The organism is Geomonas anaerohicana (assembly GCF_016458305.1).
GTDB lineage: Bacteria > Desulfobacterota > Desulfuromonadia > Geobacterales > Geobacteraceae > Geomonas > Geomonas anaerohicana.
On sequence record NZ_JAEMHL010000011.1, the window covers coordinates 22782 to 41334 of the forward strand.

The 18553-nt window shown below is 62.4% G+C and carries 10 protein-coding genes and 2 pseudogenes; 4 read left to right on the forward strand and 8 right to left on the reverse strand.

Going from position 1 to position 18553, the window contains the following annotated elements; translation table 11 throughout:
- Window positions 1-32 precede the first annotated feature (32 nt).
- The 6 genes and pseudogenes from hcp to JFN91_RS22530 form a co-directional block, all read right to left on the reverse strand.
- Window positions 33-1688 carry a hydroxylamine reductase gene (hcp, locus tag JFN91_RS17695; protein ID WP_199390490.1) on the reverse strand — a complete coding sequence of 552 codons (1656 nt, stop codon included), beginning with the start codon at window positions 1686-1688 and terminating at the stop codon, window positions 33-35.
- Between the two features lie 168 nt (window positions 1689-1856).
- The gene (locus tag JFN91_RS17700) at window positions 1857-4244 is read right to left on the reverse strand and encodes a hybrid sensor histidine kinase/response regulator (RefSeq protein WP_199390491.1); all 2388 of its coding nucleotides are present in this window, start codon (window positions 4242-4244) and stop codon (window positions 1857-1859) included.
- Window positions 4204-4467: a hypothetical protein gene (locus tag JFN91_RS17705; RefSeq protein WP_199390492.1), complete on the reverse strand. Its 264-nt coding sequence runs from the start codon at window positions 4465-4467 to the stop codon at window positions 4204-4206. The genes JFN91_RS17700 and JFN91_RS17705 overlap by 41 nt, the downstream gene beginning before the upstream one ends.
- 288 nt (window positions 4468-4755) lie before the next feature.
- A complete protein-coding gene (locus JFN91_RS22085; protein WP_236015232.1) occupies window positions 4756-5004 on the reverse strand; it encodes a hypothetical protein in 249 nt (82 codons plus the stop codon).
- Window positions 5005-5088: 84 nt separating this feature from the next.
- Window positions 5089-5283: pseudogene (locus JFN91_RS22525) on the reverse strand (PKD domain-containing protein); the annotation flags it as partial.
- Window positions 5284-5345: 62 nt separating this feature from the next.
- Window positions 5346-5585: pseudogene (locus tag JFN91_RS22530) on the reverse strand (S8 family serine peptidase); the annotation flags it as partial.
- A gap of 260 nt (window positions 5586-5845) precedes the next feature.
- Between JFN91_RS22530 and JFN91_RS17715 the strand changes: the two are divergent.
- Window positions 5846-6061, forward strand: coding sequence for a CsbD family protein (locus JFN91_RS17715; RefSeq protein ID WP_199390494.1), 216 nt, complete (start codon window positions 5846-5848; stop codon window positions 6059-6061).
- A 284-nt stretch (window positions 6062-6345) separates the two neighbouring features.
- On the opposite strand, the gene JFN91_RS17720 is transcribed toward JFN91_RS17715, so the two are convergent.
- Complete coding sequence (locus JFN91_RS17720) at window positions 6346-6609, reverse strand: hypothetical protein (RefSeq protein WP_199390495.1); 264 nt, start codon at window positions 6607-6609, stop codon at window positions 6346-6348.
- 437 nt (window positions 6610-7046) lie between these two features.
- Here JFN91_RS17720 and JFN91_RS17725 point away from each other — a divergent pair, with 437 nt between their 5' ends.
- Window positions 7047-10598 carry a PAS domain S-box protein gene (locus tag JFN91_RS17725; protein WP_328747504.1) on the forward strand — a complete coding sequence of 1184 codons (3552 nt, stop codon included), beginning with the start codon at window positions 7047-7049 and terminating at the stop codon, window positions 10596-10598.
- On the opposite strand, the gene JFN91_RS17730 is transcribed toward JFN91_RS17725, so the two are convergent.
- Entirely contained in the window at window positions 10588-11766 is a 1179-nt protein-coding gene (locus tag JFN91_RS17730) for a methyl-accepting chemotaxis protein (protein WP_199390497.1), read from the reverse strand. The two genes, JFN91_RS17725 and JFN91_RS17730, sit on opposite strands and share 11 nt — an antisense overlap.
- A gap of 563 nt (window positions 11767-12329) precedes the next feature.
- On the opposite strand from JFN91_RS17730, the gene gltB reads away from it, so the two are divergent.
- The gene (gene gltB, locus JFN91_RS17735; RefSeq protein WP_199390498.1) at window positions 12330-16910 is read left to right on the forward strand and encodes a glutamate synthase large subunit; all 4581 of its coding nucleotides are present in this window, start codon (window positions 12330-12332) and stop codon (window positions 16908-16910) included.
- 47 nt (window positions 16911-16957) lie between these two features.
- Window positions 16958-18439 (forward strand): glutamate synthase subunit beta, encoded by a 1482-nt coding sequence (locus tag JFN91_RS17740; protein ID WP_199390499.1) that lies wholly within the window; start codon window positions 16958-16960, stop codon window positions 18437-18439.
- Window positions 18440-18553: the final 114 nt, after the last annotated feature.

The following is an 18553-nucleotide window of genomic DNA, read 5'->3' on the forward strand; positions in this document are numbered from 1 at the left end:
CCGCCGCCCTCCACTGTCTCAGAAAGGGCACGTCATTGTCCCAGCGCGTGCTGCAGGTCCTGCTCCGCAGTAGTAATGGGACCCAGGTCGTAGTTCTTAACCAGGAAGTCGAGCACCGCCGGCGACACGTAGGCCGGAAGGGAGGGACCCAGGCGGATCCCCTTGATGCCCAGGTGCAACAGCGTGAGCAGGATGACGTGGGCCTTCTGCTCGTACCAAGACAGGATCATGGACAGCGGCAGTTCGTTCACCTCGCACTGGAAGGCGTCGGCGAGCGCCACAGCGATGCGGATGGCGGAGTAGGCGTCGTTGCACTGCCCCACGTCGAGCAGGCGCGGGATGCCGCCGATGTCACCGAACTCCAAGCGGTTGAAGCGGTTCTTGCCGCAGGCAAGGGTCAGGATGACGCAGTCCTTGGGGACCTTCTCCGCCAGTTCGGTGAAGTAGTTGCGCCCGGATTTGGCGCCGTCGCAGCCGCCGATCAGGAAGAAGTGTTTCACGGCGCCGTTTTTCACCGCATCCACCACGGCGCCGGCCACCTTGAAGACTGCTTCGTGGCCAAAGCCGACCAGGATCTCCTGCCCCGGGTTCTCGGGGAGGTCCGGCAGCGCGAGCGCCTTGTCGATGACTGGGGTGAAGTCGTACCCTTCCAGGTGCGGGATGCCGGGCCAGGCCACCTCGCCCCAGGTGAAGAGGCGGTCCGTGTAGCTCGCGTCGGGCTTTTGGATGCAGTTGGTGTTGAAGATGATGGCGCCCGCGAAGTCGGGAAGCTCGCGGACCTGGTTCTGCCAGGCGGTACCGAAGTTGCCGGCGAAATGGGCGTACTTCCTGAGGCCGGGGTAACCGTTGGCCGGAAGCATCTCGCCGTGGGTGTAGACGTTGATCCCCTTCCCTTCGCTTTGCTTGAGGATCTCCTCCAGCATGGGGAGGTCGTGCCCCGAGACCACGATCCCCTTGCCGCCGCGGGTCCCGAGGTTCACCTTCATCGGCTCAGGTGCGCCCAGCCGCTCGGCATGCCCGTCGTAGAGGAGTTCCATGGTGCGCAGGTTCCACTTGCCGCACTCAAGCGAGAGGCCGACGAAATCCTCGAGGCTTGCCTGCGGGTCGGTGGTCTTGGCCAGGGAGCGGTGGATGAACTCGTAGATCCCCTCGTCCTCCTTACCCATCTCGGCGGCGTGCCAGGCGAAGGCACCCATGCCGAGCAGTCCGTAGATCAGGATCTCGATCGTGGAGAGGATGTTTTCGTCCGGGTGCCAGGTGCGCACGCCGTGCTGCCGTCCCTGGTCGATGAGCGCCCGGGTGTCCCCCGCCGGCTGCCAGTTGGCCGCCTCCTGGGACAGTTGCGGCGCCTGCCCCCCCTGCTGCTGCCGGTAGCCGTCCTCGTAGAGGGCCTTCGCCTTCTCCTTGATCCGGTAGCAGTTCTGCAGGCGCCGGGCGATATCGTCCGGGTCGAAGTTGACGTTGGTGACCCGGGTGAAGAGGCCGTCAAGCATGAAGCGGTCCACCTCCTCATCCTTGCGCCCCACTTCCCGCGCCTTGCTCGCGTATAGCGCCACCCCCTGCAGCCCGTGAATCATCAGGTCCAAAAGGGCCGACACCTCGGGGTTCTTGCCGCAGTTCCCCATCACGTCACAGCCCACCCCGCGCGCAGCCTGCTCGCATTGCCGACAAAACATTGCACTAGCCATGTTGCCTCCTTGAAAGGTTGGAATTTTCCAATCAGGAGAGTTTGTCAGATCCGAAACAGTTTTCAACCTGAGAGGTACGATCTATGCCCGGTGAGGCACTGTAGTTAAAAATAGTACGGGAACTGCTGCGGGAACGGTCAGAACGTTGGGGAGAGAATGTGAGCGGGGTCAGCTTTGGGTTAGCACCCTGTCGAGCACCTCGGCCACCTCGGAGGCCCGGTACGGCTTGGCCATGGTGGCCTTGAAACCGAACTGAGCGTAATCGGACATGACCGGGTCGTTCGAGTATCCGCTGGAGACTATCAGCGTGGCGAGCGGGTCCATTGCCAGGATATGACGCGCGGCCTCCTGTCCCCCCATCCCGCCGGGAATGGTCAGGTCCATGATCACCGCGGCAAACGGCGTGCCCGCTTGCCGCGCGGCGGCATAGAGGGAAACGGCCTCAGTGCCATTCGCGCAGCTTTTCACCGTGCAGGAGAGGCTTTCCAGTATGGCGCAGATCAGGTTGCGGATCATCTCCTCGTCATCCATCACCAGGATGCTTCGCGGCCCGATCGCGGGCACGGTTGGTGCGGCGGCAACGGGCTCGGACACCACCGGTGCAGCCTCTCCCTTGGCGGCCGGGAGATAGACGTCGAATCGGGTCCCCACCCCCGGTTGGGAGAAAACGGTAATGTACCCCCCGTGGCGCACGATCACCGAGTGCGCCGAGGAGAGACCCAGTCCTTTACCTCCAGCCTTGGTGGAGAAGTACGGATCGAATATCCTCTTCTGATCTTCGGCGGAGATCCCGCACCCGGTGTCGCCGAAGGTGAACTTCACGTACCGCCCCGCCGCCAAGCCCATGCTGTTCCCCTCCTCGACGGTGAAGTTGGCTGCGGTCACCGTGAAGGTGCCCCCTTGGGGCATGGACTGCAGGGCGTTGATAACGATGTTGTTGAAGGCCTGGTGTACCTGCCCTTCATCCACCTCCAGCAGGTACAGGTCATTAGGCAGGTCCAGCACGCTCAGCACGTTGGAGCCGCGCAGCACCAGGGACACGGTCTCCTCCACGAGGTGCCTCACCGCCACGGTTTTCTTGATCGGCTTGCCCCCCTTGGCAAAAGTGAGCAACTGGTTGGAGAGCTCGGAGGCCCTGTGGCACGCTTTTTCCGCCTGCGTCAGCAGTTTATGTACCTGGTCTGCGTCCTTCAGGGCCAGCTGCGCCAGGGTGATGTTCCCCATGATGCCGGTCAGGATGTTGTTGAAGTCGTGGGCGATTCCCCCCGCCAGTACCCCCAGTGATTCGAGCTTCTGCATCTTCAGCAGTTCCTGCTGGGACTTTTCCCGCTCGGTGATGTCGCTGTTGATCTCCATGATGCGCCAGGGACGCCCCTGCTTGTCCAGTTGCAGCGCCCATCTGCTGCTCACGATGATCTCCCCCCCTTGGCAGGTGGTGTGCACGAGTTTCCCCTCCCAGCGCCCCACGCGCAACAGGTCCTGCATGATCTCCTCCTGGGGCTTAGGGAACACCGTCCGCAAAACGACATGGATGACCTTGCCTTGGACATCGCACGGCTGGTAGCCGTAGGTGCTTGCAGCGCCCTGGTTCCAGTAGAGAATGGTCCCGTCCAGGTCCATCAGGATGATGGCGTCGTGGGCAAGTTCGAGAAGGTCCGACTTTTCCCGCAACGCGTCTTCTTTATCGATCCGCTGCGAGAGCTCGAAAGCAAGTGCGTCAGCCATTTCATCGAAGGATGTCCCGAGGCTCCCCAGTTCCCCTCCCCGCACCTCCTCACCCACCCGGACCCGGAGGTCGCCGGCGGCAAGGCGGCGCGAGGCGGTCTCCAAAGCGCCGATACGGTTGGCGATGAGCCGCTTGCCGAGCCAGATGTTGAGCGCGAACACCAGCACCAGCACCAAAAACATGACCGAGAGGTTCCAGGCCAACTGGTGGTTCGCCTCCTGGAGCAGGATGTCCAAAGGGGTGCCACCCCGTATGTAGGCGTAGGGGGGAAGTTCGGGCGAGAGCCTTATCTTGCGGTACGCGGAGAGCCTTTGGACGCCGTCACTGGAAGTCAACCTGATCACCCCGGTTTCCGGACCGTTCTTCATCTTTTCAAACTGGTTGGAGCGGTCGGGGGTCCCGATGAACTTGTCGGAATCGACGGTACGGTAGAGAAAGATACCGTTGTGATCGAAGATGCCGAAGGACGTACCGGCGGGGAGTTTGCTGGCCTGCAGGAGCGTGCCGATGTAGGTGAGGTCGACGCCTACGAGGATGGCCCCGTCAAAGGCGCCCTGTTCGTCCTTGAGGGGATAGGCGAAGTTGATAATGGGTTTCTTGCTGGTCTTGCCCACCGTGTATTCGCCGGGGGAGAAGCGGCCACTGTCCCGGGCGTCCTTGAAGGCCTTGCGATCCGCCAGAGAAACCGGTTTTGCCATGGGGACAGCGCTGGCCCAGGTCATTCCGGAGCGGTCCACGATCATGATGTTGGCGTAGCTGGGAAACTTTTGCAGCAGTCCCGCCAGGAGTTCACCGACAGCCGCAGCGTCCTTGTGGCGGATCTGCGGCATCAGTGACAGCACCTCCATCATCTGCCGGGATGGCCTCGACCTTGCTGTTTAGTTCGGAGGCGATGTTGTCAAGAAGGTAGGTGGTGGCGCGCGTCGATATACGCAGGTCGTCGGAACGGCCTTCGATGCCTGAGTAAATAATAAGACCGACCGAAGGCAACGCCATTACGGTCAGCATGAATGCGATTAAAAGATGAATCGGCAGGGATTTCAGCCAGTTCATTTCTTCTCCATTTCAGGGCTCAGACAGTGTTCGTCTTGGGAATTTCAGTGTTTTATCGACATCGCCAACAAAGATTAAGTCAGTAATTCAGATATGTCAAAAAATAGGGAACGGGATCTTTTGTAACTTTGGCGGCAATTTGGAGCACCGCATTTCGATGCGGCGGTCAACCGTAACCAGATAAAAGTCGTCGCCGTAAATGCCAGCGCACAACCCGGGCCATAAACGAAGCAGGGACGGCACAAAGCCGTCCCTGCTGTGGTTCTTCCGGGAATAGCCGGCGCCCCGCTACCTGAGCCTGACCCCATCCAGCCTGAGCGTCCCTTTGGTCACCGTGAGCTTCCCGGTCAGCACGGCGCCACCCGCCGTCGCGTTATAGGCGCAGTCGTAGCCTCCCTGCAGGCGCACCCTGATGTCCCTGTCGAATGTTAGATCACCCGCAAAGGGAACCCCCTGGAGCTGGACGACATCGTCATCGATGGCCTGCAGCAAGGCGGCGAAGGGATCGGCGAAGAGCACCGTGGGGGATGACTGCACCCGCACCGGCGGGTTGGAGCAGGTAAGGACGCTGATGTAGCCGGCCTTGGTCCTGGTCGACGAACCGGTCTGGCTGGTCGCGGTCAGGGAAACGGTGTAGCTCCCCGGGGTGCTGTAGACGTGGACCGGGTTCTTTTCGGTGGCGGGCTGTAGTCGACGCCGGTATCGAGAATGGCGACGACGACGTCGCTGCTGCCGGTCGAGAAGGGCCAGGCATTGATCGCGTTGATGTCTGCCCCCAGCGTCCCTCCCTCCTGGCGGAGGTTCTGCAATGCCCACTGCTCTGGGAAGTGCGGGTCGTCAGGTTGCTGCTGGATCGAATACAGGAAGTTCGGCTCGGCGTATTCGACCTCCGGCTCGGCCTGATACTCCTTGAGCGCCTCCTCGACACTCACCCCTTTTTTCAGCTTCACGTGATGGAGCCCGAGTCGCGGGAACTCCTTTACCAGCTCGCCTCCCCGCCTGCCGTGCACGCTCTTGCTACTCTGCTCGCTGGTGCCGCCTTGAACTTGACCAACAATTCGTCGCTTTTGTACGTGGCGCGCTGCCCGCGGGTCCCCAGAAGCAGGCGCCGGCGGCATCGCGGTAGCCCTCTCCAGCGTCTCTCCCAAGCCCTGGAGAGGTGTCTTTACCCCCGGCCCGGCGTTTATAAAACCGGAACCGGAGCGTTGATCCTTGCCAGTACCTACGGCTACCGCGCAAGAACCACCCGGATAGGCCTTAGTTCATCGACAACATATGACTGTATTTCGAAGGCGTATACGTGGTAAAATCAGCTTGTAGTCGGGGATTTATCCCAACTACAGCATCCATATATCAGGTTCGAAGAAGGAGGTTAGCCATGAGATCCAGCAGCAGAGATACATCAAAGGGCATACTCCATGAAACAAAGGGCAAAGTAAAGGAAACCACCGGGAAGGTATTCGGGAACGTTTCATTGGAAACCGAAGGCAAGGCCGAGAAGATAGCCGGCAAGGTGCAGAAAAACGTAGGTAAAGCGGAGAAAAACATCGAGAATGATCTCGACGAGGATACCAGCCGTCACGGCAAATACTAAACCGAGCGGCTGACAGGCAGGACCGGAAGGGACGGCGATTCGCCGTCCCTTTTTATTTGGCGAGGGGACTGGCTCCGCAGGTGCCTGTCCCCTTTCCTGGTTCCCAAGCTCCAGCTTGGGAACCCATGTGGCGCAAAGCTCCAGCTTTAGCATCCGAGGGAAGTTGGAGCTTCGAGAGGCTTTGCGTTCCCAAGGCGGACCTTGGGAACGAGATCAAGGTGGCAGAGCTGAAAGAAGCGTTCCGCTAGAGGGACAGGCACCTGACGGAGCCAGTCCCTTCCGCTTTAATCCGGCAGAGGGGTCCCGCAGTAGGGACAGACCTGGCATGAGGGATCGACGTAGCGACCGCAGGGTGCAAAGGTGCACTGCTTGGGCTTTTTCCTCACCGGGGGGACCGGATGAAACTCCTCGGTCTCCTTGAGGGGGGTGCTGGGAAGCGGTTCAATCTCGGCGGCTTCCTTGAGAGGGAGGCACTCAAGTGCTTCCTGCATCTGCAGGCGGCGTTTCTCGACGTTCTTCGCTTTCTTCAATTTACCGTTCTTCGACATTTCGACTCTTCCAGACGCAAAAAGGGGTTACCTCGCTGGGTAACCCCTGCTTTGTTATTGGTGTGGCAGCTTGAAGCTGGGGGCCTTTGAATACTACCCCTGCGCTTGCCGATTCAGGAACCGTTGGTCGGCCAGCTATAGCACAGAACCCGCCGCAAGGCAACTTTTGGCTCCCAGCCCTCAGCTTCGCATGGGTGTCGACTTCGACTTGGCGTCAGCGTCCAACGCACGGCGGCCCCGGTGTTGATGTTTCGCGACAGTGGGGCTGAGGGGGAAGTGCGGACAATGCCGCATCAGGAGTTGAGAACTCCTTATTACGAAAACTCCCACAGTGAAAACAACCATTAGCATGATATAAAACCACCGGTACCAAATCATTACCAAGTGACACAACATCGCTGTCCTAACTCTATCCCGCACAGGAGTGGACCTTGCCCGTGCCGCTTTATCTCAAACAACAGCGTTCCCTGCTGCTGTTACTCCTCATCGTTGCCGGTCTTGCCGGCAACTACTTCAAGTTCAGCATCTTCCTCAACATCGACTTCCTCTTCGGCAGCATCTTCGCCATGCTTGCCCTGCAGGTTCTGGGGCTGGGGCGCGGCGTGCTCGCGGCGCTGATCATCGGCAGCTACACCTACTTCCTGTGGAATCACCCCTACGCCACCCTCATCGTTGGCGCCGAAACAGCACTGGTCGGGCTCCTGATGCAGCGGCGCCGCCTGGGCCTCGTTGCCGCCGACGCTTTGTACTGGACCGTGGTCGGAATGCCGCTGGTCTTTTTGTTCTACCATGTGGTGATGCAGGTCCCCTTGAGCAACACCTACATCGTCATGACCAAGCAGGCGGTGAACGGCATCGCCAACGCGATTGTCGCCCGGCTCGTTTTCACCGGTTTCGCGCTGAGATTGAAGTCGGCCCGCATCTCCTTCGGAGAGGTGATCGCGACCCTTCTCGCCTTCTTCGTCCTGATCCCGTCCCTGGTGCTCCTGGCCATCGGTTGCCGCACGGAATTCACCGAAACCGACCGCATGATCCGGCAGGGACTGCTGCAGGACATCGGGCGGGAAACAAAGCGCCTGGAGACCTGGGTCCAGAACCGCAGGTCTCCCGTGGTGCACCTGGCGGAGAAAGCCGCCGTCCTCTCACCCCGACAGGTGCAGCCCTTTGTCCAGCAGGCGGTCGAAAACGACAGCAACATCAGGCGGGCCGGACTGCTGGACCGGGATGCGACGACCACCGCCTACTGGCCTCTGCTCGACGACATGGGGCAAAGCTGCATCGGCAAGAATTTCGCCGACCGCCCGTTCATCCCCCAGATGAAGCGGACGCTCAAGCCCATGCTCTCGGAAGTGGTCATGGGACGCATCGGAACGCCGCAGCCGATCGTCTCCGTGCTCGCCCCGGTGGTCACTGCGGGGAAGTACAACGGCTACACCATCGGGATTCTGAGCCTGCAGCAGGTCAGGGAACAGCTGGACAAGGTGTCGACGCACAGCGAGATGCTCTACACGCTGCTGGACAAAAACGGCAAAGTCATCATGAGCAACCGGCCGGGCCAGAAGGTCATGACCCCTCTGGACCGCGGGGAGGGGAGCCTGCAGCGCCTCGATGCCGGGATCACCCAGTGGGTTCCGGTCGCGGCCCGCAACGTCCCGGTATCGGAGCGGTGGAAGAAATCCTTCTACATTGCCGAGACGACCCTGGGCGACTTCGCCGAGTGGAAGCTGATCCTGGAACAGCCGGTCGCCCCGTTCCAGAAGCGGCTCAACGACAGCTACACCGGCAAGCTCACGGTCCTGTTCGGCATCCTGCTGCTTTCGCTGGCGCTCGCCGACCTGCTGAGCCGCCGCCTGATGGGTACCTTCGAAAACCTGCGCAGGATCACCAGCGATGTCCCCGCCACCCTGGCATCCGGCGGCAGCGTAACCTGGCCGGAGAGCAGCATCACGGAAACCAGCGACCTGATCGCCAACTTCAAGGAGATGAGTGGCAGCATAGAGCAGTATCTGGCCGAACTGAAACACCTGAACGATTCGCTCGAGCAGCGGGTCGAGGAGCGCACCCGCCAGGTGGAGAGACTGTCCAGCGAGCAGCGCACCATCCTCAGCACCATGCCGCTGGGTGCCTGCCTGATCATGGACCGCAAGATTCACCAGACCAACCCGGCCTTCGACAGGATCATGGGGTACCAGCCAGGTGAAACGGTAGGGCAGCCGTTCTCGATACTGTACGCGGCCCCGGAGTCGCACCAGCGGGTGGGAGAATTGGGGTACCCGGTGCTCGAGCGGGGGGAAATTTACTGCACGGATATCCAGATGAAGCGCAAAGACGGCTCGCTGCTCTGGTGCAACCTCATGGGTCAGATGGTGCCCCCCGGCGCACCACAGCACGGCTCCATCTGGATCATCCAGGACATCACGGAGAGAAAGGCGATGGAGTCGCAGCTGCGCGCCAGTGAGAGCCACTACCGCCTGCTCACCGAGGACGTGGCCGACGTGGTCTGGAAGCTGGATGCGGAGTTCCGTTTCACCTACGTCAGCCCCGCCGACGAGAAGCTGCGCGGGTTCCAGGGAACGGAGGTCCTGGGTCACACCATCTTCGAGCAGACCAGTGAGGCCTGGCATGACGCCATAACCGCGGCGATGGGATCACGCGACGGGGACCAGGCACCCTCCAAGTCGCTGGAGATCAAGCAGCGCTGCAAGGACGGCTCCCAGGTCTGGACCGAGGTGTCGTTTACCGCAGAACGCGGGAGTGACGGGGCGGTGACCGGCTACCACGGCATCACCAGGGACATCACGCAGAGAAAACAGGCGGCCCAACTGGAGCAGCAGCTGCTGCACGCCCAGAAACTGGAAAGCCTCGGGGTGCTGGCCGGCGGCATCGCCCACGACTTCAACAACATCCTCATGGCCATCGTGGGCAACGCGGACCTGGCGCTCATGCGCGCGCCGGAGGATTCCGCCGTGGCGGACAACCTGCACCGGATCCAGCTGTCGGCGGCCCGGGCCGCGGATCTGACCAAGCAGATGCTTGCCTACTCGGGCAAGGGGAGGTTCGTCGTGGAGACGGTGGACCTGAACCGGCTCATCGAAGAACTGGTGCACCTCTTGGAGGTCTCCGTCTCCAAGAAGGTCAGCCTGGCTCTCGACCTGCACCGGCCGCTGCCGCTCACCGACGCCGACCCGACCCAACTGCGCCAGATCGTCATGAACCTGGTGATCAACGCCTCCGAGGCGATCGGCGAGGCCACCGGCCATATCCTCATCGCCACAGGCAGCGTGGAGGTCGAGCGGAATCAGCTCAAAGGCCGGCAGCAGGAGGTGGAGTTACCTGACGGCACCTACGTCTACCTGATGGTCTCCGACAACGGCTGCGGCATGGAACGGGAAACACAGGCGAGAATATTCGATCCATTTTTCACCACGAAGTTCACCGGAAGGGGACTGGGAATGGCGGCGGTACAGGGGATCGTCAAGGGACACAAGGGGGCGATCAGCATCGACAGCAAGCCGGGCCAGGGGACCATCTTCAAGGTCTACCTGCCGGCCGGAGCGCTCCCCGCCCCGCTGGCAAAGAGCGGCCCGGGCCAGGCCACCCGGCAGCATAGCGGCGGGACGGTGCTGCTGGTGGACGACGAGGAAAGCGTGCGCAGCGTGGGGGCTCTCATGCTGAAGCAGATCGGGTATCACGTGCTGCAGGCGAAGGATGGGCTCGAGGCCGTAGAGATCTTCCGGCGGACGCCGGGAATAAGCTTCGTGCTACTCGACCTGGTCATGCCGCGGATGGACGGCAGGGAGTGTCTGCGCGAACTGCGCGGGCTCGACCCGGACATCGTGGTGGTCATGTCCAGCGGGTACAATGAGCAGGAGTTGGCCAGGGACTTCAGCGACATCGCCCCCAACGGCTTCTTGCAAAAACCTTACGACGTGGCCGTACTGACGAAGACAGTGGCAAGATCGTTGCCGGGAGAGGCTGCTACAGCCTGAACTGCCCCACCAACCGCTCCAACTCCTCCGATTGCAGCGCCAGGGTCGTGGCTGCGGCGGCGGTATCGTTCACCCCGCGCGCGGTCTGCTGCACCACATCGGTGATCTTCTGGATGCTGCGGGTGATCTCGTCGGTGGTCGAGGTCTGCTGCTGGGCGGCGGCGGTGATCTGGCCGATCTGGCTGTTCACCTCGCCCACCTGGGCCAGGATCTCCTCCAGGGCCTGCCCGGATCGCGCCGAGAATTCAGCCCCCTTGCCCACTTCCGCTACCCCTTCCTCTATGGCGGCAATCGCCCCTCGCGTCCCCCCCTGGATCGCCTTGATCATTTCGCCGATCTCGCGGGTGGCGCTGGTGGTCCGCTCGGCCAGGGCGCGCACCTCGTCGGCGACCACGGCGAACCCCCTCCCCTGTTCGCCGGCGCGGGCGGCCTCGATGGCGGCGTTGAGTGCCAGGAGGTTGGTCTGGTCGGCGATATCCTGGATGGTGCCGATGATCTGGTCGATCTGGTCGGAACGCGCGCCCAGTTCCTCCACGGTGGTGGCGGCGCCCTGCACCCTGCTCGCGATCCGCTCCATGCCCAGCGTGGTCTGGCGCACCACGTCGGCCCCGAGGCCGGCGGTCTGACTGGCGCGCTTGGAGTTGTCGGCGGCGCTCATGCAGTTGCGCGCGATATCGCTGGAGGTTGCCGCCATCTGCTCGCTGGCGACGGCGACCGCGTTGGTCTGGGCGGCGGCGTCATCGGTACCGGCCGAGATGCGCTCGGCGTTCTCCTGCAGTTGGTGCGAGGTGAGGGCCACCTGCTCCGAGTTCTGCTGGATCTGGCGGATGATGTCGCGCATGGTGCTTTGCAGCGCGTCGATGGAGCGGATGATGGTGCTGATCTCGTTGTTGCGCTTGGCGGTGATGGGCTGGGACAGGTCCCCGTCGATCATGGTCTTCAGGATGGCGATGATGCGCCGCAAGGCGTCGTTGACCGACCAGAACAACAGAGCACTGAAGAAGGCGCCCAGGATCAGGAAGACGGTGGTGGAGACCACCGATGAGGCGACCGAGAACGATCTTCCCGCCACCACGGCGAACACGATGCAAAAGCTGTAACAGATGCAAAGCAGGATGATGCGAGTGCGGATGCGGAGGTGGAGGTAGAGATCGAGTAGAAAGTTCATGACCGTCCCCAGCTTGTCAATTCTTGCGGCAACAGATCGGCCTCACTGCCGTCTGCTTCATTCCCTGGAGAACCTCTTCGGATAGAAACAACGATGCTTTAGCGGTTTATCTCTCTTTTTTATCGACGGCGGGCTTGTCGTCGTCATAGAGTAGAGTCTGACTCAGCCACCGCCTTGCTGTCACAAAAGTTTTTTCTCTTAAAGATTTCCTCAAGGAACCGATGTAACTGATAACGCCACGCCCCCTACCTCCACATGCACCGACTCCGCACCGAGCAGAAAGTTACACTGCCGGCGCAAACGGTGTGGCGGTGGCATCTGTGCCTGCCGATCTCGCCCCCGGCGGCACCACCCAATCTGAGTACACAAGTGAGTAACAGTTGTAGTCACGTGTATGACAAAAGCAGCATTGCATGACGCAGAATTAATCCAATCCAATCCACAAAACACTTATATTACCGAGACAATCACCCCCTCCCCCCGTATACGTTTCACATGGCACGGTAACTGCTGATAAGCGTTGATCGATTTGACCGAACACTACCTCCCGCAAAGGTTGCATCATGAAAACAATCGGATTACCCAAGAAGCAGGGGATGTACGATCCCCAGTTCGAGCACGACGCCTGCGGCGTCGGCTTCGTCACCAACATCAAGGGGAAGAAGTCCCACGAGATCGTGCAGCAGGCGATCACGGTACTGGAGAACCTGGATCACCGCGGTGCGGTCGGCAGCGAGCACAACACCGGCGACGGTGCGGGCATCCTGATCCAGATCCCGGACGCCTTCTTCCGCAAGGTCTGCCCTGAGCTCGGCATCGAACTGCCGGCAGCGGGCGAGTACGGCGTGGCCATGCTCTTCACCTCCCCCGAAGCAACCGAGCGCAGCGCGGCGAAGCACATCTTCCAGCGCATCATCACCGAGGAAGGGGTCGAGATGATCGGCTGGCGCGACGTGCCGACCGACAACTCTTCTCTTGGTGACACCGCCAAGGCGGGCGAGCCGCTGGTCAAGCAGATCTTCTTCAAGCGCGGAGCTAACTGCGCCGACGAGGACGCCTTCAACCGCAAGCTCTACCTGGTGAACCAGAGGGCGATCCACGAGATCCGCGACCAGGAAGTCGATCCCTACTGGTACGTGGCCAGCATCTCGACCCGCACCATCGTCTACAAAGGGATGCTGATGCCGGCCCAGCTGGACCAGTACTTCCCCGAGCTGCGCGACGAGGACGTCACCTCCGCCATCGCGGTGGTGCACTCCCGCTTCTCCACCAACACCTTCCCGAGCTGGGACCGCGCCCATCCCTACCACTACCTGGCGCACAACGGCGAGATCAACACCCTGCGCGGCAACGTGAACTGGATGCACGCCCGCCAGTCCATGTTCAACTCCGAGCTGTTCGGTGACGACATCAAGAAACTCTTGCCGGTGATCAACACCAACGGCTCCGACTCCGCCATGTTCGACAACTGCCTCGAACTCCTGCTCATGACCGGCCGCTCCCTGCCGCACGCCGTGATGATGATGGTTCCGGAGCCCTGGGAAAACCACGAGACCATGAGCAAGGAGAAACGTGCCTTCTACGAGTACCACTCCTGCCTCATGGAGCCGTGGGACGGCCCGGCCGCCCTCACCTTCACCGACGGCCGCATCATCGGCGCGGTGCTGGACCGTAACGGCCTGCGCCCCTGCCGCTACTACCTGACCGACGACGACCTGGTCATCATGGCGTCCGAGGCGGGTGTACTTCAGGTGCCGCCCGAAAAGGTGATCAAGAAAGGTCGCCTCCAGCCGGGCAAGATGTTCCTGGTCGACACCGAGCAGGGTCGCATCATCTCCGACGAGGAGATCAAAAACGAGCTGGCCACCGCCAAGCCGTACGCGGACTGGGTCAAGGTGAACCACCTTCCGCTCGCCGACCTCCCCAAGGCAAAAGGGCAGGCGGTCGAGGATTCGCCCCTGGTGCAGCGCCAGAAGGCCTTCGGCTACACCTTCGAGGACCAGGAGACCATCATCGGACCGATGGCGACCTCCGGCATCCAGCCGCTGGGCTCCATGGGCACCGACACCCCGCTTGCGGTCCTCTCCGAGAAGCCGCAGCTCCTCTACAGCTACTTCAAGCAGCTCTTCGCCCAGGTGACCAACCCGCCCATCGACCCGATCCGCGAGGAGATCATCACCTCGACGGCAGTCAGGATCGGTTCGGAAACGAACCTCCTGAAGCCCTCTTCGACCGGCGCCCGCGTCATCCGCCTCGAGCACCCGATCCTCACCAACGAGGAGCTGGAGAAGCTGCGCGAACTGGACCGTCCCGGCTTCAAGAGCGCAACCCTGTCGCTGCTCTTCAAGGCGGCCGACGGCGCCGACGGGATGGAGAAGGCACTCGAGAGCCTGTTCAGCAGCGCCATCCGTCACATTGAGATGGGTACCACAGTCATCATCCTCTCCGACCGCGGCGTCAACGAAGAGTACGCGGCCCTGCCGGCGCTTCTGGCCGTGGCCGGACTGCACCACCACCTGATCCGCACCGCGACCAGGACCCACGCCTCCCTGATCCTCGAGTCGGGCGAGCCGCGCGAGGTGCATCACTTCGCGGTGCTTTTGGGCTACGGCGTCACCGCCATCAACCCGTACCTCGCCTTCGAGTCCATCCAGGACATGATCCAGGAGGGGATGCTCCCCGGCCTCGATTACAAGAAAGGGGTCAAGAACTTCGTCAAGGCCTCCATCAAGGGCATCGTCAAGACCATGGCCAAGATGGGTATCTCCACCATCCAGAGCTACCGCGGCGCCCAGATCTGCGAGGCGGTCGGCCTGCACCAGTCCGTGATCGAGAGGTACTTCACCTGGACCCCGTCCCGGATCGGCGGCATCGACCTGAACGGCATCGCGGCGGAGCTTCTGCAGCGCCACAAGAAGGCGTACCCGCACCGCGTCCCTGCCGACCCGACCCTGGACCCGGGCGGCCAGTACCAGTGGCGCAAGGAGGGTGAGGAGCACCTGTTCAACCCGCTCACCATCCAGTCGCTGCAGAAGGCGACCAGGACCAACGACTACAAGGAATTCAAGGTCTTCTCCAAACTGATCGACGAGCAGAACGAGCGTCTCTACACCCTGCGCGGCCTCTTGGACTTCAACACCGACATCCGCATCCCGGTCCCCATCGAGGAGGTCGAGTCGGTCGAAGAGATCATGAAGCGCTTCAAGACGGGCGCCATGTCCTACGGCTCCATCAGCCAGGAGGCGCACGAGGCCTTGGCCATCGCCATGAACAGGATCGGCGGCCGCTCCAACACCGGCGAGGGGGGCGAGGATCCGGCACGCTTCACCTGGACCAATGACCTGGGCGACTCCAAGAACAGCGCCATCAAGCAGGTTGCCTCCGGCCGCTTCGGCGTCACCAGCAACTACCTGACCAACGCCAGCGAACTGCAGATCAAGATGGCGCAGGGTGCCAAGCCGGGCGAAGGCGGCGAGCTGCCGGGCCACAAGGTGTACCCGTGGGTCGCCAAGACCCGCCACACCACCCCGGGCGTCGGCCTCGTGTCGCCGCCGCCGCACCACGACATCTACTCCATCGAGGACCTGGCGGAGCTGATCCACGACCTGAAGAACGCCAACCGCCGCGCCAGGATCAGCGTCAAGCTGGTTTCCGAGGTCGGCGTCGGCACCATCGCGGCCGGCGTGGCCAAGGCCCATGCCGATGTCGTGCTCATCTCCGGCTACGACGGCGGCACCGGCGCCTCCCCGCTCTCCTCGATCAAGCATGCGGGTCTTCCCTGGGAGCTCGGTCTCGCCGAGACCCACCAGACCCTGATGCTCAATAACCTGAGGAGCAGGATCATCGTCGAGGTGGACGGCCAGCTGAAAACCGGCCGCGACGTCGCCATCGCCGCCCTTTTGGGCGCCGAGGAATTCGGCTTCGCCACCGCCCCGCTGGTAACGCTGGGCTGCGTCATGATGCGCGTCTGCCACAGCAACACCTGCCCGGCCGGCGTCGCGACCCAGGACCCGGAACTGAGGAAGAACTTCTCCGGCAAGCCCGAGTACGTGGTCAACTACATGCGCTTCATCGCGCAGGAAGTGCGCGAGATCATGGCCGAGCTCGGCTTCCGCACCTTCAACGACATGGTCGGCCGCGCCAACCGCCTCGAGCCCAAGCGCGCCGTCGCCCACTGGAAGGCGCAGGGTCTCGACTTCAGCAACGTCTTGTATCAGCCGAAGACCGGCATCAAGGGGAGCCTCTACTGCACCGAGAGCCAGGACCACGGCCTGGAGAAGTCCCTCGACATGACCAAGCTGCTCGATATCTGCAAGCCCGCCATCGAGAAGGGCGAGAAAGTGAGCGCGGAACTTCCCATCACTAACATCGACCGCGTCGTCGGCACCATCGTCGGCAACGAGGTCACCCGCGCCTATGGCGCAGACGGCCTTCCCGACGACACCATCAGGCTCAAGTTCCGCGGCTCCGCGGGGCAGAGCTTCGGCGCCTTCGTCCCCAAGGGGATGACCCTGGAGCTGACCGGCGACGTCAACGACTACCTCGGCAAGGGCTTGAGCGGCGGCACCATCGTGGTTTATCCCCCCGATGGCTCCCCTTTCAAGGCCGAGGAGAATATCATCGCCGGCAACGTGGCCCTCTACGGCGCCACCAGCGGCACCGCCTACATCAGCGGCATGGCAGGCGAGCGCTTCGCCGTCCGTAACTCCGGCGTCAACGCGGTGGTGGAAGGGGTCGGCGACCACGGCTGCGAGTACATGACCGGCGGCACCGTCGTAGTACTGGGTGAAACCGGCAGGAACTTCGCCGCCGGCATGAGCGGCGGCGTCGCCTACGTGCTGGACAGCGCCGGCGACTTCAAAGACCGCTGCAACACCGAGATGGTGGCACTGGAACTCCTGGACGAAAAGGACCAGGAAACTCTCCAGGAGATGATCGCACAGCACGCCAGAAGGACCGGCAGCGCACGCGCCACCCGCATCCTGCACGACTGGAAAACCCACGCCCACAAGTTCGTCAAGGTGATGCCGATGGACTACAAGCGGGTGCTCCAGGCCCTGGAGCGGGCACAGGCATCCGGCCTGACCGGCGACGACGCACTGGCCGCTGCCTTCGAAGAGAACGCACGCCAGGCAGCACACTAAAGACAGGTTGACAACCTCAACCTCAACCTGATTTTAAGGATAGAGCTATGGGAAAACCTACCGGATTCATGGAATACAATCGCGAGCTCCCGGCCGACCGCGAGCCGCTTGAGAGGCTCAAGGACTGGAACGAGTTCCACCTGCACCTGCCGGAAGAGCAACTGCGCACCCAGGGTGCCCGCTGCATGGACTGCGGCATCCCGTTCTGCCACACCGGCATGCTGGTGAGCGGCATGGCCTGCGGCTGCCCCATCAACAACCTGATCCCCGAGTGGAACGACCTGGTCTACCGCGGCCTGTGGAAACAGGCCCTGGCCCGGCTGCTCAGGACCAACAACTTCCCCGAGTTCACCGGCCGGGTCTGTCCCGCGCCGTGCGAGGGATCCTGCACTCTGGGCTCGATCGATCCGGCGGTCACCATCAAGAACATCGAGGTGAGCATCATCGACCGCGCCTGGGCTGAGGGGTGGATCGCCCCCAACCCGCCGCAGATGCGGACCGGCAAGAAGGTCGCCGTGGTCGGCTCCGGCCCCGCCGGTCTCTCCGCCGCCGCCCAGCTCAACAAGGCCGGGCACCAGGTCACCGTCTTCGAGCGGGCCGATCTCCCGGGCGGGCTTTTGATGTACGGCATCCCCAACATGAAGCTCGACAAGCGTGAAGTGGTGCTGCGCCGCGTGAAGCTCATGGAGCAGGAAGGGATCAACTTCGTCTGCAACACCGCCATCGGCGGCGCAGACTATCCGGTCGAGAAGCTCAAAGGCGAGTTCGACGCCGTCGTGCTGGCGACCGGTGCCACCCTCCCCCGCGACCTTCCCATCGACGGCAGAAGTCTGAAGGGGATCCACTTCGCCATGGACTTCCTGACCGCCAACACCAAGGCCGTCCTGAACGAAGGGGCGGACTTCATCTCCGCGGCGGGCAAGGACGTCATCATCATCGGCGGCGGCGACACCGGCACCGACTGCGTCGGCACCTCGCTGCGCCACGGCTGCACGTCCGTCACCCAGCTCGAGATCATGCCGCGCTTCCCCGACACCCGCGCCAGCGACAATCCGTGGCCGGAGTGGCCCAAGCTGCACAAGGTCGACTACGGGCAGGAGGAAGCAGCGGCCAAGTTCGGCGCCGACCCGCGCGTTTTCGTCACCACCGCCACCAAGTTCGAAGGCGATGCCCAGGGGAACGTGACGGCAGTGCACACCGTGCAGGTGGAATGGAAGCAGAACGAGAAGGGGCAGTTCATACCGGTTCCGGTGCCGGGCACCGAGCAGGTGCGTCCCGCCGGCCTCGTACTTTTGGCCATGGGCTTCCTCGGCCCCGAGCAGGAGCTTCCCGAGGCCCTCGGCCTCGAGCGTGACGGCCGCAGTAACATCAAGGCGGAGTTCAACCGTTACACCACCAACATCCCGGGCGTCTTCGCCGCCGGCGACTGCCGTCGCGGCCAGAGCCTCGTGGTGTGGGCCTTCAACGAAGGGCGCGGCGCGGCCCGCGAATGCGACCGCTTCCTGATGGGAGAGACCGAGCTCCCCTAGTTCAAGCTTCCGCAGCAAACCAGAAAAGGCACCCGCAACCCGGGTGCCTTTTTTCGTTCTCCCCCTGAATCCCCTTTTGCGAAAAGGGATCCTCCTCCTGACCCCACAAAAATA

Excerpts from the sequence above, each read along its gene's own strand:
- hcp (WP_199390490.1), bottom strand. The coding sequence starts at position 1,688 with ATGGCTAGTGCAATGTTTTGTCGGCAATGCGAGCAGGCTGCGCGCGGG.
- JFN91_RS17700 (WP_199390491.1), bottom strand. The coding sequence starts at position 4,244 with ATGCCGCAGATCCGCCACAAGGACGCTGCGGCTGTCGGTGAACTCCTG.
- JFN91_RS17705 (WP_199390492.1), bottom strand. The coding sequence starts at position 4,467 with ATGAACTGGCTGAAATCCCTGCCGATTCATCTTTTAATCGCATTCATG.
- JFN91_RS17715 (WP_199390494.1), top strand. The coding sequence starts at position 5,846 with ATGAGATCCAGCAGCAGAGATACATCAAAGGGCATACTCCATGAAACA.
- JFN91_RS17720 (WP_199390495.1), bottom strand. The coding sequence starts at position 6,609 with ATGTCGAAGAACGGTAAATTGAAGAAAGCGAAGAACGTCGAGAAACGC.
- JFN91_RS17730 (WP_199390497.1), bottom strand. The coding sequence starts at position 11,766 with ATGAACTTTCTACTCGATCTCTACCTCCACCTCCGCATCCGCACTCGC.
- gltB (WP_199390498.1), top strand. The coding sequence starts at position 12,330 with ATGAAAACAATCGGATTACCCAAGAAGCAGGGGATGTACGATCCCCAG.
- JFN91_RS17740 (WP_199390499.1), top strand. The coding sequence starts at position 16,958 with ATGGGAAAACCTACCGGATTCATGGAATACAATCGCGAGCTCCCGGCC.